The organism is Bogoriella caseilytica (assembly GCF_003752405.1).
Lineage (GTDB): Bacteria > Actinomycetota > Actinomycetes > Actinomycetales > Actinomycetaceae > Allobogoriella > Allobogoriella caseilytica.
On record NZ_RKHK01000001.1, the window covers coordinates 2,305,844 to 2,320,662 of the forward strand.

Sequence of the window (14,819 nt, forward strand, 5' to 3'; positions counted from 1 at the left end):
AACCCCGACGCTCCGGCCCATTCGGCCCCTGATCCCCGCCCTGCCCCCACCTCGGAAGAGAACCGTCGCGACCAAGGCGTGGGCGCGTCGCCAGTGCGTGAAGGCTCCACGGTCGCCATCCTCGGTGGCGGGCCCGGGGGCTACGAGGCTGCCCTGGTGGCCCGGCAGCTCGGGGCGCGCGTGGTCCTCATCGAGCGCCACGGGATCGGTGGGTCAGCGGTGCTGACCGACGTCGTCCCCTCCAAGACGCTCATCGCGACCGCCGAGGCCCTGACCGTGACCGAGCAGGCTGCCGAGCTGGGGATCGCCTTCACCGGTGGAGGCGATGGGCAGGTCGGCCGGTTGCGGGCGGACCTGGGCGTGGTCAACCGCCGGGTGGTCGAGCTGGCCCGGAACCAGTCCGAGGACATCCGCGGTTCTCTGGAGCGCGCCGGGGTCGAACTCGTGGCCGGCTCGGGGCGGATCGGAGCGGACCTGTCCCGCCTGGGTCAGCGTGAGGTCCACGCCACCCTCGCCGACGGCCAGGAGCAGACCTTCCTGGCCGACATCGTGCTGGTGGCCACCGGAGCGAGTCCCCGCGTGCTGCCCACCGCCGAGCCGGACGGCGAACGCATCCTCACCTGGGCTCAGATGTACAACCTGGATGAGGCACCCGAACACCTCATCGTCGTCGGCTCGGGTGTGACTGGCGCGGAGTTCGCCGGCGCCTATAACGCGCTCGGCACTGCGGTCACTCTGGTGTCCTCCCGCGAGCACGTGCTGCCCGGTGAGGATGAGGACGCCGCCGAACTCATCGAGAACGTCTTCCGCCGTCGTGGCATGACCGTGCTCTCGCGCTCCCGGGCCGCCGCGGTGCGCCGCGTCAGCAAGGACGATGGCGACGCCGTGGAGGTCGAGCTGACGGATGGGCGGGTCGTGACGGGTTCGCACTGCCTGGTGGCGGTGGGCGGGGTGCCGAACACCGGCGGCCTCGGCCTCGAGGAGGCCGGCGTCGAGATCTCTGCCGCCGGCCATATCGAGGTCGACCGCGTCTCGCGCACCACGGCCTTGCGCGTCTACGCCGCCGGGGACTGCAGCGGCGTGCTGCCGCTGGCGTCGGTGGCGGCGATGCAGGGCCGCATCGCCATGTGGCACGCCCTCGGTGACGCCGTCTCCCCGCTGGACCTCTCGGAGGTGACCGCAAACATCTTCACCGCTCCCGAGATCGCCACCGTGGGCGTGACCGTGCCGCGTGAGGACGAGACCACTCAGGTGGTGCAGACCTACCTGCCCCTGGCCCGCAACGCCCGCGCGAAGATGCTCGGGATCACCGAGGGCTTCATCAAGCTTTTCGCCAACGGCCCGGGCGGTGAGGTCATCGGGGGAGTGGTGGTCGCCCCGCGCGCCTCGGAACTCATCTACCCGATCTCCCTGGCGGTCGCCCAGCGCCTGACGGTCGACGACCTCGCGAAGGTCTTCACCATCTACCCCTCACTGACCGGCTCGATCTCCGAAGCAGCCCGGAGGTTGCACCGTGCCTGAGACTCTCGACCTCAGCGGCGACGTCGTCGCCCTCACCGCAGCGATCTGCGACATCCCCTCGGTTTCCGGGGACGAGACCACCCTGGCCGACGCCATCGAAACCGCGCTGGCCCGCTCGGCACAGCTGGAAGTGCTGCGCGACGGCGATGCGATCGTGGCCCGAACCCACCTGGGCCGCAGCAGGCGAGTGGTCATCGCCGGGCATATCGACACCGTGCCCGTGACAGCGAATCTCCCCACGTCGTTCCGCGACGCAGGAACCGAGTCCGAGGCGCTCTGGGGCCGCGGCACCGTGGACATGAAGGGCGGGGTCGCCGTCGCCCTGCACCTGGCCGCCACGCTCGCCGCACCCCGTTGGGACGTGACCTGGGTCTTCTACGACCACGAAGAGGTCGAAGCCGAGCTCAACGGACTCGGCCGCCTGGCACGCCTCCACCCCGAGTGGCTGCACGGCGACCTCGCCATCCTGGGCGAACCCACCAACGGCGGGATCGAGGGGGGCTGCAACGGCACCCTGCGCGCCGATATCTCCACCACCGGCCGCGCCGCGCACTCGGCACGTTCCTGGCGAGGCAGCAACGCCATCCATGCCGCCGCCCCCATCCTGGACCGGCTCGCGCACTACACCGCGGCGGAGGTCGAGGTCGACGGACTCGTCTACCGCGAGGGACTGAACGCCGTCGGCATCAGCGGCGGCATCGCCGGCAATGTCATCCCGGACCGCTGCACCGTCTCGGTCAACTATCGCTTCGCACCCTCGGCGACGCCCGAGCAAGCCGCGGCCCACGTGCGTGAGGTCTTCGAGGGATTCGACGTCGAGGTCAGCGACTCCGCCCCCGGCGCCAGGCCTGGGCTCGACGCGCTCCTGGTGCAGGAGTTCGTCGCCGCGGTGACCAGCGTGACCGGAGGGGTGGCGGGACCGAAGTACGGTTGGACCGACGTGGCGCGCTTCGCTGAGTTGGGGATCCCGGCCGTGAACTTCGGCCCCGGGAATCCTGAGCTCGCCCACGCCGACGACGAGCACTGCCCGACCGGGCAGATCCGTAGCTGCGCCGCCGCCTTGCGTGGCTGGCTCACCGACGACGCCGGCCCGGATGCCGGCACACCCGGAATCGAGGAATGAGGACCGATGGCTGAAGAAGACGGCACCTACCGGCGAGGCCCGGTGTTCCTGCGCCGGGGGCGGATCCCCGAGGAGACCACGGACACCCGGCTGCTCGCCTCCGAGCAGGACATCGAGTGGCTGCACCAGGACCCGTGGCGCGTGATGCGCATCCAGGCCGAGTTCGTCGAGGGCTTCGGTGCACTGGCCGATCTCGGCCCCGCGATCTCGGTCTTCGGCTCCGCCCGCGTCAAGCCTGAGGAGCCGGAGTACGCGCTGGCCCGGGAGGTCGCGCAACGGCTGGTCAAGGCCGGCTACGCGGTCATCACCGGGGGCGGTCCCGGCATCATGGAGGCCGCCAACCGGGGCGCCGTCGACGCCGATGGGACCTCGGTGGGCCTGGGGATCGAGCTGCCCTTCGAGCAGGGCATGAACCAGTGGGTGGATCTCGGGGTCAACTTCCGGTATTTCTTCGCGCGGAAGACCATGTTCTTGAAGTACTCCCAGGGCTTCGTGGTCCTGCCCGGCGGCTTCGGCACTATGGACGAGCTCTTCGAGGCCCTCACCATGGTCCAGACCCAGAAGGTCTCCTCTTTCCCGATCGTGCTGGTCGGGGAGTCCTACTGGCGCGGGTTGGTGGACTGGCTGGGGAACACGATGCGCGAGCGCGGGATGATCTCCGAGGCCGACGTCGACCTCCTGCCGATCGTGGACACGGCCGAAGAGGCGGTCGACGTGGTCCGCAAGGGCCAGGCTCGGTTGGCGCGCGAGGCGGAGGCCCAGGCTGTGGCCGCCGACGAGGCCGGCGGCGCCCCCGAGTAATCTCGCACCGCGCCGGAGCCGCTCCGCACCGTTCGCATAGACGTCTGAGACCTCTCCGGCGGTGACGGGTGCGGCGTGTGTCATAGAATGGGGCCAGTGATTCGCCCTGCCGCGTGGCGGGTGCTTCCCCGGCGCGGGGTGAGCAGAGGATCTATGAGAAGAGGGGTACATCAGATGGCCGCGATGAAGCCGAGGACTGGCGACGGACCGCTTGAGGTGACCAAGGAAGGCCGGGGCATCATCATGCGGGTTCCGCTGGAGGGCGGTGGCCGTCTCGTGGTCGAGTTGACCCCGGCCGAGGCTGCGGAGTTGGGCGGCGCACTCGACGCGGTCGACAGCTGATATGCCGGCTGATCGTCACCAGCTTTCCCCCGCAGCGCTGCTCACCCTTCCTGCCGTCACGCTTCTCGACGCGCCCATCACGCCGCGCGAGCCGTGGCATGGTAACGACGCCATGATCGTGCCGGTCCGGCCGGCTCCGCAGGAGAAGTCCGGCCGCGTGGGCGAGTCCCGGCCAGTGTTGGCCGGCCAGGGTGCTGATGTGGCGGCCTTGTACGACATCGATCTCGTCGCCGAGGCTGAACGGGCCGACGGCAGCGCGGGCTCGCCCGGGTGGACCGCCACCGTTCGGCTCCCGCGCACGCTCCCGGATGCCTGGGAACCGGTCTGGGTGGATCTCCCCGGCACGATCGTGCTGGTTGGTATCGGGGCAGGCCGTCCCGAGCACTGGCGGCAGGCCGGCCTGGCAGCCTCGCGGGCCGTGGCAGGCCTGGAGACCGCGGCGCTGACCGCCGGTACCGATCTGGACGCCGACGGGCTGCGCTCCCTCGCGGAGGGCTTCGCCCTGGGCGCCTACCGCCTCCCCCGGAACGCGCAGAGCCCGGCCAAGACCAAGCAGCCTGCCGAGAAGCTCACGGTCATCGGGAAGGTCGACGGGTCCGAGACCGCCGTGCGCCGCGCCCGCGCTGCAGCCCGCGCCACGTGGCTCGCCCGGCACCTGGCCGCCACGCCCTCGAACCTGAAGAACCCTGCCTGGATGGCCGAGCAGGCCAAGGCCCTCGTTGCTGCGGCCGGCTCGCGGCCGGGCGGCAAGCTCTCCGTGGAGGTTCACGACGAGCGCTGGCTGGCCAAGCACGGTTTCGACGCCACGCTGGCAGTGGGGCAAGCCTCCGCGACCCCGCCGCGGCTGGTCACCGTCACCTGGCAGCCTCGTGCGGGATCCGCGCCGTCGGTGGCGCTGGTGGGGAAGGGCATCACCTTCGACACCGGTGGCCTCTCCCTCAAGCCCCCGCAGCCGATGATTCCCATGAAGACCGACATGGCCGGCGCCGCCACGGCCTTGGCCACCGTGCTCGCAGCCGCCGAGCTCTCCCTGCCGGTCACGGTCACCGCGGTGCTGCCCCTGGCCGAGAACGCCATCGGCGACTCCGCCTACCGGCCCGGTGACATCGTGACCGTCTTCGACGGCACCACCGTGGAGATCGGCAACACCGACGCCGAGGGGCGCATGGTGCTGGCAGACGCGATGAGCTGGGCGGCGGCCACCCTCGACCCGGATGAGATCATCGATATCGCCACCCTCACCGGTGCCGCGACTCTCGGTCTCGGTCGTCACCACGCGGCGCTGTACTCGCCCGCCGAGGACTTCGCCGAGGCACTGAGTGGAGCCGGCCGCGCCAGTGGAGAGCAGGCCTGGCACATGCCCCTGGTGGAGGACTACCGCTCCTCGCTGGATTCCTCGGTGGCTGACCTCTCGCACATCGCCACCTCCAATGTGGGAGCCGGCTCGATCACCGCAGCGCTGTTCCTGCAGCACTTCGCGGCCGGGCGCCGCTGGGCACACCTGGACATCGCCGGCGTGGGCCGCAACGGCAGTGGCTCGATGGAGCTCCCCGCCCAGGCCCCCACCGGCTTCGGCGCACGCCTGCTGTTGCGCTACCTCGAGGATCTCGCTCAGAGCTGAGGCCACGCCGGGCCAGTCGCCGCACCGGCGTGGGACGTCGGGTGGCCGGCCCCGGGTCGTCCTTTCGGTCGACGCGGTGCCGCCAGGCGGCTCCCTACGATGGCGAGATGGCAGGTGTCGTCGTCCGCACGTGGAACAGGGTCTGGAAGCTCGCCCTCGCGGCGATGATCGGGTTTTTCGCCGGCCTGGGGGTTTGGGGGATCGGGACCACCACCGCCTTCGAGGGCGATGTCCCGACGACCGCCTCCGGCGATCTCGCGCTGCAAGGGGAGAACGTGGCGCTCCTGGCCGTGATGCTCCTCGACGTCGTGCTGGGCGTGCTGGCCATGGTGCTCGTGGGATTCCGGCGCCGGGCTCCCCTGGCGATCGCGATCGCGCTCTGCCTGATCTCCGGGCTATCCGCCTGCTCCATCGGAGCCTTTCTTCTGGCCGTGACGTCGCTCGGCACACGCCGCCGGATCAGGGAGCTGCTGGCCGCGCTCGGCGCGGTGACCCTCTCCGTGGCAGTGGTCGAGTTCGTGCTGCGCCACTGGCTGCCCTTCCCTGGTCAGGAGGACGCTCTGTTCCAGTCCTCGGTGACGGGCCTGCTCGCGGTCTGGATCTCGTTGGTCGTCAGCGTTGCCCTGCCCGGGCTCCTGGGATGGAGCATCGGAGCACGCCGGGAGCTGGTGGAGAGCCTTCGCCGGGAGGCGGCGGCGGAGCGTGCCGGGCGAGAGTCCGCCGAGGCCCGGGCACGCAGCGAGGAACGGAACCGCATTGCCCGCGAGTTCCATGATGAACTCGGCCACCGGCTCTCGCTGATCGCGTTGCATGCCGGCGCGCTCGAGTACCGCGACGACCTCGATCTCGCCCGCACCCAGGAGGCTGCGGGAGCGATCCGGCGCAATGCACACGAAGCGCTGCACGAGGTTCGCTCCACCCTCCAGATCCTGCGATCCTCGGGCGAGACCTCCACCACAGCCGGAAAGGCAGCCGCGCCCGAGCCGCAGCTCCGCGCGACGGGCTCGGCGGAGGAGGTCGAGCCCTCTCCCGATGTCGCCGAGCGCCTCGCTGAGCTGGCCGCGGAGGTCCGGCGCGCCGGATCCCCGGTCGAAGTGGTGGTGGAGGCAGACCTCGCTCAGCTCCCCGCCGGAACCGGGCGCCACACCTACCGCGTGGTGCAGGAGGCGCTGACGAACGCGTTGCGGCACGCCCCGCGGCAACCGGTGCGCGTGAGCATCACCGGAGCACCGGGAGATCAGGTGACCGTCGTGGTCACCAACCCGACAGCGGTGGGCGCACGCCCCCACGACGGCGGCGCCGGAGTGGGTTTGATCGGGGCGGCCGAGCGCGTCCGGCTGGCGGGGGGAGACCTGAGCGTGAGCACCGGTGAGACATTCGTGGTGAGAGCATGGTTGCCATGGGCAGCGTGAGGGTGGTCCTCGTCGACGACGAGGCACTCATCCGGTCGGGGCTGCGGCTTCTGCTCGATGGCGCCGAAGGAATCGCGATCGTCGGAGAGGCCGGTGATGGCGCGACGGCACTCACGCAGGTCGCGGTGCACCGCCCCGATGTGGTGCTGCTCGACATCCGGATGCCAGGCATGGACGGCCTCACCTGCGCCGAGCGGCTCCTGGAGCGTGATCCGGCCCTCACGGTGCTGATCCTGACCACCTTCGACGCCGATCAGACCGTGCTACGCGCCCTGGAGATTGGCGTGAGCGGGTTCTTGCTGAAGGACACTCCGCCGGCGGAACTGGTGGCCGCCGTGCTGCAGGGCGCCGCCGGGCGCCCCGTGCTCTCGCCGTCGGTCACCCGGCAGCTCATCCGGCAAGCCACGGCCGCGCAGCCCGGCGACCCGGAGGCGGAGGCCTTGCGCCGGCTCAGTGTGCTCACCGAACGGGAACGCGAGATCGCGCTGGCGGTGGCCGAGGGGCTGAGCAATCAGCAGATCGCCTCGAAGCTCTTCGTCAGCCTGGCCACCGTGAAGACGCACGTGGCGCGGGTCATGGCCAAACTGGAGGCGGAGAACCGGGTGCAGGTGGCGCTGTGCCTCTACCGGGCCGGCCTCGGCTAGACCCGCACACCCACCAGCAGGCCGTCACCGGCCGGGATCAGCGTGCTCACCAGGCGCTCGTCGGCGCGGATGGATTTGCCCACTTCGCGCATCGCCACGGTGTCCTCGTCGCGGCGGGCCGGGTCGGCCACCCGGTCGCGCCACAGGGCTGCGTGCACCGCCAGCACCCCGCCGGGGCGCAGGAGCTTGACGGCCTGGTCCAGGTCGTCCAGCGAGGAGTCCGGATCGCCGTCGAGGTGGACCAGGTCGTAGGCGCCGTCAGCCAAGCGGGGAAGCACCTCCCGGGCCCGGCCACCGATCAGGCGCGTGCGGGCCGGCTTGAGGCCTGCCGCGGTGAAGGACTCCCGGGCGGCGCGCTGATGCTCCGGCTCGGCATCAATGGTGGTCAGCACTCCGTCGGTGCCCATGCCGGCCAGGAGCCAGAGGCCGGAGACGCCGGCGCCGGTGCCCACCTCGGCCACGGTGCGGGCCGAGACCATGCGCGCGATCGCCCGCAGGGCGGATCCCACTCCTGCGGAGACGGCAGGTACGCCCAGCTCACGGGCGCGTGAGCGCGCCGCGGCCGTGGCTTCGTCCTCGTGGGCGAACTCCTCGGCGTAGGCCCATGATTGGGACTTGGACGTAGTGATGACGGCCTCCTGAGCTGGTGGGCTGCTGGACCCGTGGATGATTGCCTCGATTGTGCCACCCTGACGTGCGCCAGCTCGCAGGCCCGCGCCAGCACGCGCGCAGCCACGCACGTAGCATGGTGGAAAGCAGTCCGGATCCACCGGGCGAAACGAGGAGGGCCCAGAATGGACGAAGGCTTGGGCGTGCTCGACTGGGAAGACATTGTCCGCGAGCACTCGCCGCGGGTGTACCGGCTGGCGTACCGCCTCACTGGCTCGGTCGCTGATGCCGAGGATCTCACCCAGGAAACCTTCGTCCGCGTCTTCCGCTCCCTGCACTCCTACCAGCCGGGGAACTTCGAAGGCTGGCTGCACCGGATTACCACCAATCTGTTCCTCGACCAGGCTCGGCGCCGTTCCCGGCTGCGCTTCGACCCGCTAGGTGAAGCCGGTGAGCGTCTGCCCGCCGCGCACGACGCCCACGAGCCGGAGCGCGGCTTTGAGCACGGCAATCTCGATCTGGACATCCAGGCCGCACTCGCCGCGTTGCCGCCGAAGTACCGCGTGGCCGTGGTGCTCTGCGACATCGAAGGTCTGAGCTATGAGGAGATCGCGGCCACGGTGGGCGTCAAGCTCGGCACCGTCCGTTCCCGCATTCATCGCGCACGGGCACTGCTGCGCGAGCAGCTCGCGCATCGCCGTCCCGCTGCGGCGGGGGCACCCTCGGCACCGGCAGCAGGTGCTGTCGGCGGGCCTGGATCGACACGGGCGGAGGTGGGATGAGCGCGCATCTGCATGAGGAGATCACCGCACTGGCCGATGGCCGCCTCGGACCTGAGGCCGCCGAGCGCGCGGCGGAGCACCTGGCGGTCTGCCCGCAATGCCGCGAGGCGCTCGCCGCCGAACGAGCGCTGCGTCGCACACTGACGGAGACCGGCGACCTCCCCCTTCCCCCCGATCTCACCCACCGCCTGATGGGCGTGGCTTCCCAGCCGATCCCGGCCCCGGAGGTGGGCCTGGGCAACGCGGTCGCCCGCACCTGGTCCGACCGGCCTAGCCGGCGCCGCCTGGTGGCGCGCAGCGGCGCGGCCATGGCCGGTGCGGCCAGCCTCATCGTGTTGCTCGTGGTGATCGGTACCGCATTCCAGCGCTCCGGTGACCCCGACACCTTGCTCAGCCAGAGCTCGGGAGCGAGCTTGTTGCCCGTGCAGTTCCCGACGCCGGAGTCCGGAGTGGCCGCGCTCGGCTTCCCCGCCGCCACCCAGACCCAGGCGGGCATCAGCTGGCTGGAACAGAACGACTGGCCCGCGCCCGACCGTCTCCCCGAGGGAGCCGAGCTGCGCGTGCTCGGCACCATCGTGGAGCAGGGTGAGGACGTGCTGCTCGCCGAGGTCACCCATCGGGGTCGGACGGCCACGTTGATCGCGCAGCGCGGCATCGTCGAGGAGTCCGAGCTGAGCCGCTACCCCGAGGTCGAGCTCGGCGACGGCGTCGCGCATCAGCTGCCCGGGCCTGGCTTCACGCTGGTGCTGCAGTGCTCGCACACGGTGGTCGTGATCACCAGCACCGAGAACCGCAACCTCGTGGCGGAGATCGCCGAGGGCATGCCGGTGGAGCGCCCCCACGCCGTCACCGGGAAGCTGATCGAAGGGTGGCAGGCCTTGCTGCGCTGGACCGACCAGCTGGTGCAGAGCCGATGAGCGACCAGCCCACGGGTGGGCCACCGTCGTCCCCGCCGCCGTGGCTGACCTCCCGGCCCCGTCAGGACTACGCCGCCTCACCCACGCCTGGCGGGTACGTGCTGCCCGGGGGAACGCCCAGTGGCGGCGAGCCGCAGGATGCCGGCACGGAACACAGCGGCCAGCCCGCGGCCGGAGCCGATTCCGGTGGCCAGCCGGCGGGCGCCGGTCGACTGCAACCGGCCCCGGCTGACCCCCACGCCCCTCCGCCACCAGGCGACTACCCGGCAGGATCCGCCCCGGTCAGTCACCGCGCTCCCGGTCGGCGGCGCAGCGTCTCCCTCGCGGTGGCGGTGCTGCTCATGGTGATCTGCCTGCTCGGCGGTCTGCTGCTGGGCGCGGGCGCGCAGCAGCTCATCCTCAGCCAGTCAGAGGCGGCGCAGAGCGAGACCTTGCCGTCCTCGAATCCGGGCGGGACGGCCGGATCGGTAGCAGACATCGCCGAGAGTTCGCTGGCCTCGACCGTGTACATCCAGGCACTGGGTGGCGGGGAAGGCGGCACCGGTACCGGGATGGTGCTGCGCGAGGACGGCTACATCGTGACCAACCATCACGTGATCGCCCCGGCATCCGGTGGCGGCTCCATCGTGGTCACCTTCGCGGACGGCAGCCAGGAGCAGGCTGAGGTGGTCGGTTCCACGGTGGACTACGACCTCGCCGTCCTGCGGGTTGAGGTGGACGGGCTCGAACCCTTGGCCCTGGCCGATTCCGATCTTGTGCAGGTGGGCGATCCCGTGGTGGCCGTGGGCGCACCACTGGGTCTGCAAGGCACCGTGACCTCAGGCATCATCTCCGCGCTCAACCGGCCCGTGCGGGCCGGTGGCGGCGATCAGACCACGTTCATCAACGCGATCCAGACAGACGCCGCGATCAACCCCGGTAACTCCGGTGGCCCGCTGATCAATGCCGACGGCGAGGTCATCGGCATCAACACCGCGATTGCGCACGGTGGCAATGCGGCGAGCGCCGGCAGTATCGGCCTGGGTTTTGCCATTCCCGCGAGCCAGGTGCGCCGGACCAGTGAGCAGATCATCGAGGACGGTCACGCCACCTTCCCGGTCATCGGCGTCATGCTGGACCCCACCTACACCGGTGAGGGGGTGCAGGTGGTCACCGAGGAGTCCAAGGGCGGACCGCCGCTGGTACCGGACGGTCCGGCGGAACGGGCCGGAATCGAGCCGGGAGACATCATCATCTCGATCGACCGCCGCCCGGTGACGGCACCGGACGAACTGATCGTGGCGATTCGCGCCCGCGCCCCGGGTGATGAGGTCGTGCTCGGCGTGCGCTCCGGCTCAGGAATCGAGTACGTCACCGTCGTCCTGGACGAGCAGATCAGCGAGTAGACGGCCCTCCTCGGGGCCGAAGCGTCCGCTGACTGTCTCCGCCGCCCTCCCCGCAGGGCCTAGTCTGTAGCTGTGTTCGGGATCAATGGGTCAGAGCTGCTGATCCTCATCGTGATTGCTCTCCTGGTGATCGGCCCGGAGAAGCTGCCCGAACTTGCCCAGCAGCTGGCCCGGGTCACCCGCGAGGTCAAGCAGATCGCTGTGGGCGCGCGCGAGAAGGTCCAGGAGGAGCTGGGCGAGGAGTACGAGGAACTCGCCAACTTCGATCCGCGCCAGTACGACCCGCGCCGCATCGTGCGCGAAGCGCTGGCTGACGAGCCGCGCCGGCCGTCGGCCGGGGCAGCAGCCCGCCGTGCCGCGCGGACCTCGGCTACGGAGTCAGGTACCGCCACCGGGGCGGCCGCGGGCTCAGGTTCGGCCGCGGGCTCAGGTTCGGCCGCGGGCGCTACCGGCGGTGCGAGTGCTGGCCGCGCAGCACGCGCGGCGGGAGCCGCCGCGGGCGGAACGGCAGCGAGTGCAGCATCGCGTCCAGCGCGGAACTCGAAGGGCTCGCCCACAGCCTCGAACCGGACCGCACCGGCGCGCCCGCGCCACGGCGAGGCGGGCTATGTCGTGCCCTTCGACGCCGAAGCGACCTGAGCCTGCGGCTGAGTCCAGCGCTCTGTAGACGAGCCCAGCGCCCACCCAAGCGAGCGCCCAGCGCTCGCCTGGTAGTGGGCGTTCAGCCGACCGGGGAGATGCCCAGGGAGCGGCCCGCCAGGCCGCGGGAGCGGTGCGAGAGGGTGCGCGAGAGGGAGCGCAGCGACTCGGTGGCGGGAGAGTCCTCCTCACGCAGCACAAGCGGCGTGCCGGTGTCCGAGGCCTCGCGCAGCGCCATCTCCAGTGGCACCTGGGCCAGGAGCGGTACGTCGTAGCCGAGCTCCTTGCTGAGCTCCTCCGAGACTCGCTGGCCGCCACCGGAGCCGAAGAGTTCCACGCGCGAGCCGTCGGGCTGGGCGAGCCAGGACATGTTCTCTACCACCCCGACCACCCGCTGCTTGGTCTGCTCGGCGATGATGCCGGCGCGCTGAGCCACTTCGGCCGCCGCCACCTGCGGGGTGGTGACCACGAGGATCTCGGAGTTCGGCAGCATCTGCGCCACGGAGATGGCGATGTCGCCGGTGCCCGGGGGCAGGTCCAGCAGCAGCACGTCCAGATCGCCCCAGAACACGTCGGAGAGGAACTGCTGGAGGGCGCGGTGCAGCATGGGGCCGCGCCAGACCACGGGGCGCCCACCCTGGGTGAACATCCCGATGGAGATGACCTTCACGTCCTTGGCCACCGGGGGCAGGATCATGTCATCGACCTTGGTGGGGGAGTGCGTGACCCCGAGCATGCGGGGGATGGAGAAGCCGTAGATGTCGGCGTCGACCACACCCACCTTCAGTCCTTCGGCGGCCATGGAGGCCGCGAGGTTGGCGGTCACCGAGGACTTGCCCACCCCGCCCTTGCCGGAGGTGACCGCGTAGATGCGGGTGAGCGACCCGGGCTTCGAGAAGGGGATCTCCGGCTCGGCGGCGCCGCCACGCAGAAACGAGCGCAGTTCCTTGCGCTGCTCCTCGCTCATCACGCCCATCTCCACCTCGACGGCGCTGACGCCCTCAAGATGGGAGACGGCGTTCTTCACGTCCTTGGTGATGGTGTCCTTCAGCGGGCATCCGGATGTGGTCAGGTCGATGCCGACCACCACGGTGCCGCCCTCAGCGACCTCGACCGAGCGGACCATCTTCAGCTCGGTGATGGGGCGGCGGATCTCGGGGTCGATGACCTTCTCGAGCTCGGCCTCAACGCGTTCCACAGTGGGGGCACTCATGCCCTCCATCGTAGGCGCGAGCGGCCCTTCCATGCGGGCGCGGGAAGGTGGGGCGGGCCACGGACTACGCGCTGCGCGAAGTCGTTGGCGTCACAGCCCGGCGCAGAGGATGATCAGCGTATGGCCCTGCCCGGAAGTCAACGTCAGCCCACCATGGTCCCCACCCTGCCCACTGGGTCGGAGATCGCCTCCTACGGCACCTACCTCGAGGCACAGAAGGCGGTGGACTACCTCTCTGATGAGTCCTTCGCCGTCCAGCAGGTCACGATCGTGGGCACCGACCTGCGCATGGTCGAGCGCATCACCGGCCGGTTGAACTATCCACGCGTGGCTCTGGCCGGCGCGATGACCGGCGCGTGGTTCGGCCTGCTGATCTCGCTGCTCATGTATCTCTTCACTCCCGATGGCGGTTTCCCGGTCCTGGCCGGTGTGCTCATCGGCGCGGCCTTCGGCATCCTCTTCGCCGTCGTCTCTTACGCCATGACCGGCGGCAAGCGGGACTTCACCTCCGCCAGTCAGGTGGTCGCCTCGCGCTACGCGATTCTGTGCGATCCGCAGAGCGCGGGCGAGGCAAGCAGGCTGCTCACCCAGGGCGGCCACGCCGGGCGCGTGAGTCAGAAGGCCGCCCAGACCGCCGTGCCGGCTCCCTCGGCAGGTGCCCAGCCCGCTGCGCCGGGTCAGCCTGGTCCGTACGGACAGACGGCCCCGGCGAGCGGATCTACCCCCGAAGCCAGTGACGCACCGGCAGAGCAGCCCGCCGAGAGCCGGCCTCCAGCGCCCCGCCCCGGCGCGGTGGGCGAGAAGCGTGAACGGCCCCGATACGGCCTGCGCTACGAGGATCTCGAACCCGGCGCGAGCCCGGCCGCGGAGCCTGAAGCGCCCCAGGACCGGACCGACAGCCCCCGATGAGCGCTGCGCCCGAACCTGTCCGGCGGATTCCGGTGGGGCTGTCCTCGTCCTCGGTCTATCCCGGCGGGATCGAAGCGACCTTCCAGGCGGCACGCGACCTCGGCTACGACGGCGTGGAGGTCATGGTGCTGGCTGACCCGCTCTCGCGGGACGGCGACGGCCTGTGCGAGCTCTCCGAGCGCTACGAGCTGCCGATCTTCGCGATCCACGCCCCCACCCTGCTGCTCACGCAGAACGTGTGGGGCTCCGATCCCTGGGACAAGGTCGACCGCGCCGCAGAACTCGCCCACCACGTGGGGGCGGAGACGGTCGTCATCCACCCGCCCTTCATCTGGCAACGCCGTTATGCGGAGAACTTCGTGGGAGCGATCGCCGAGCGTGAGCGGCTCGACGGCATGCGGTTGGCCGTGGAGAACATGTTTCCCTGGCGGGCCAAGACGGGGCGATGGCGTGAGCGAAGCATCCAGGCCTACGCCCCGGGGTGGGATCCGCTCGAGCACGACTACGGCTCGGTGACCCTCGACCTCTCGCATTCCGCCACGGCCGGGTACAGCCCTGAGGAAACCCTCGCGATGGTCGATCAGCTCGGCGACCGGCTAGCGCACCTGCATCTGTGCGACGGCAGCCCGAACTTCAAGGACGAGCACTGGCCCCCCGGGCAGGGCAATCAACCCTGCGACGAGGTGCTGCGCCGCCTGGCCGAGCGGGGATTCGGCGGCTCCGTGGTGGTGGAGCTGAACACCCGGGGGAGGTCCTCGGTGGCGCGGCGCACGGCGCTGGCCGATTCGCTCGCCTTCGCTCGCGAGCACCTCGGGCAGTCGGTCCTGGAGCGCTGACCTGGCGCTCGCCCCAGCCGGTTCGTTGCCTCTCGCGGGCCGGTTCGTTGCCGATCACGCCCCTA

15 protein-coding genes are annotated in these 14,819 nt (G+C 70.7%); 13 read left to right on the forward strand and 2 right to left on the reverse strand.

The genetic code is table 11. The annotated features are described in order from the left end of the window. The first annotated feature begins 78 nt into the window (after positions 1–78). From EDD31_RS10330 to EDD31_RS10360, 7 genes are all read left to right on the forward strand, one after another. Entirely contained in the window at positions 79–1,521 is a 1,443-nt protein-coding gene (locus EDD31_RS10330; RefSeq protein ID WP_245991345.1) for an NAD(P)H-quinone dehydrogenase, read from the forward strand. Then, positions 1,514–2,644, forward strand: coding sequence for a succinyl-diaminopimelate desuccinylase (gene dapE / locus EDD31_RS10335; RefSeq protein ID WP_123304079.1), 1,131 nt, complete (start codon positions 1,514–1,516; stop codon positions 2,642–2,644). The genes EDD31_RS10330 and dapE overlap by 8 nt, the downstream gene beginning before the upstream one ends. 6 nt (positions 2,645–2,650) lie before the next feature. Then, positions 2,651–3,445 (forward strand): LOG family protein, encoded by a 795-nt coding sequence (locus EDD31_RS10340; RefSeq protein WP_123304080.1) that lies wholly within the window; start codon positions 2,651–2,653, stop codon positions 3,443–3,445. Positions 3,446–3,619: 174 nt separating this feature from the next. Beyond that, the gene (locus tag EDD31_RS10345) at positions 3,620–3,787 is read left to right on the forward strand and encodes a DUF3117 domain-containing protein (RefSeq protein ID WP_123304081.1); all 168 of its coding nucleotides are present in this window, start codon (positions 3,620–3,622) and stop codon (positions 3,785–3,787) included. Between the two features lies 1 nt (position 3,788). After that, entirely contained in the window at positions 3,789–5,408 is a 1,620-nt protein-coding gene (locus EDD31_RS10350; protein WP_123304082.1) for a leucyl aminopeptidase family protein, read from the forward strand. Positions 5,409–5,515: 107 nt separating this feature from the next. Next, on the forward strand, positions 5,516–6,820 hold the full coding sequence (locus EDD31_RS10355) for a sensor histidine kinase (RefSeq protein ID WP_123304083.1): 1,305 nt from the start codon (positions 5,516–5,518) through the stop codon (positions 6,818–6,820). Further along, the gene (locus EDD31_RS10360) at positions 6,808–7,464 is read left to right on the forward strand and encodes a response regulator (protein ID WP_123304084.1); all 657 of its coding nucleotides are present in this window, start codon (positions 6,808–6,810) and stop codon (positions 7,462–7,464) included. The genes EDD31_RS10355 and EDD31_RS10360 overlap by 13 nt, the downstream gene beginning before the upstream one ends. Here EDD31_RS10360 and EDD31_RS10365 read toward each other — a convergent pair. Next, a complete protein-coding gene (locus EDD31_RS10365) occupies positions 7,461–8,093 on the reverse strand; it encodes an O-methyltransferase (protein ID WP_123305415.1) in 633 nt (210 codons plus the stop codon). The genes EDD31_RS10360 and EDD31_RS10365 overlap by 4 nt on opposite strands. A gap of 165 nt (positions 8,094–8,258) precedes the next feature. On the opposite strand from EDD31_RS10365, the gene sigE reads away from it, so the two are divergent. From sigE to EDD31_RS10385, 4 genes are all read left to right on the forward strand, one after another. After that, complete coding sequence (gene sigE, locus EDD31_RS10370; protein WP_123304085.1) at positions 8,259–8,855, forward strand: RNA polymerase sigma factor SigE; 597 nt, start codon at positions 8,259–8,261, stop codon at positions 8,853–8,855. Continuing rightward, on the forward strand, positions 8,852–9,772 hold the full coding sequence (locus EDD31_RS10375; RefSeq protein ID WP_123304086.1) for an anti-sigma factor family protein: 921 nt from the start codon (positions 8,852–8,854) through the stop codon (positions 9,770–9,772). The genes sigE and EDD31_RS10375 overlap by 4 nt, the downstream gene beginning before the upstream one ends. Further along, entirely contained in the window at positions 9,769–11,157 is a 1,389-nt protein-coding gene (locus EDD31_RS10380; RefSeq protein ID WP_123304087.1) for a S1C family serine protease, read from the forward strand. Before EDD31_RS10375 ends, EDD31_RS10380 begins: the two co-directional genes overlap by 4 nt. A 72-nt stretch (positions 11,158–11,229) precedes the next feature. Then, positions 11,230–11,796, forward strand: coding sequence for a twin-arginine translocase TatA/TatE family subunit (locus EDD31_RS10385; RefSeq protein WP_123304088.1), 567 nt, complete (start codon positions 11,230–11,232; stop codon positions 11,794–11,796). An 82-nt stretch (positions 11,797–11,878) separates the two neighbouring features. Here the strand turns inward: EDD31_RS10385 and EDD31_RS10390 are convergent, their stop codons facing one another. Continuing rightward, positions 11,879–13,009 carry an Mrp/NBP35 family ATP-binding protein gene (locus EDD31_RS10390; RefSeq protein ID WP_123305417.1) on the reverse strand — a complete coding sequence of 377 codons (1,131 nt, stop codon included), beginning with the start codon at positions 13,007–13,009 and terminating at the stop codon, positions 11,879–11,881. A gap of 120 nt (positions 13,010–13,129) precedes the next feature. Here EDD31_RS10390 and EDD31_RS14895 point away from each other — a divergent pair, with 120 nt between their 5' ends. Then, positions 13,130–13,918 carry a YflT domain-containing protein gene (locus tag EDD31_RS14895; RefSeq protein WP_211336107.1) on the forward strand — a complete coding sequence of 263 codons (789 nt, stop codon included), beginning with the start codon at positions 13,130–13,132 and terminating at the stop codon, positions 13,916–13,918. Beyond that, positions 13,915–14,754 (forward strand): sugar phosphate isomerase/epimerase family protein, encoded by an 840-nt coding sequence (locus EDD31_RS10400; protein WP_123304089.1) that lies wholly within the window; start codon positions 13,915–13,917, stop codon positions 14,752–14,754. Before EDD31_RS14895 ends, EDD31_RS10400 begins: the two co-directional genes overlap by 4 nt. Positions 14,755–14,819 lie beyond the last annotated feature (65 nt).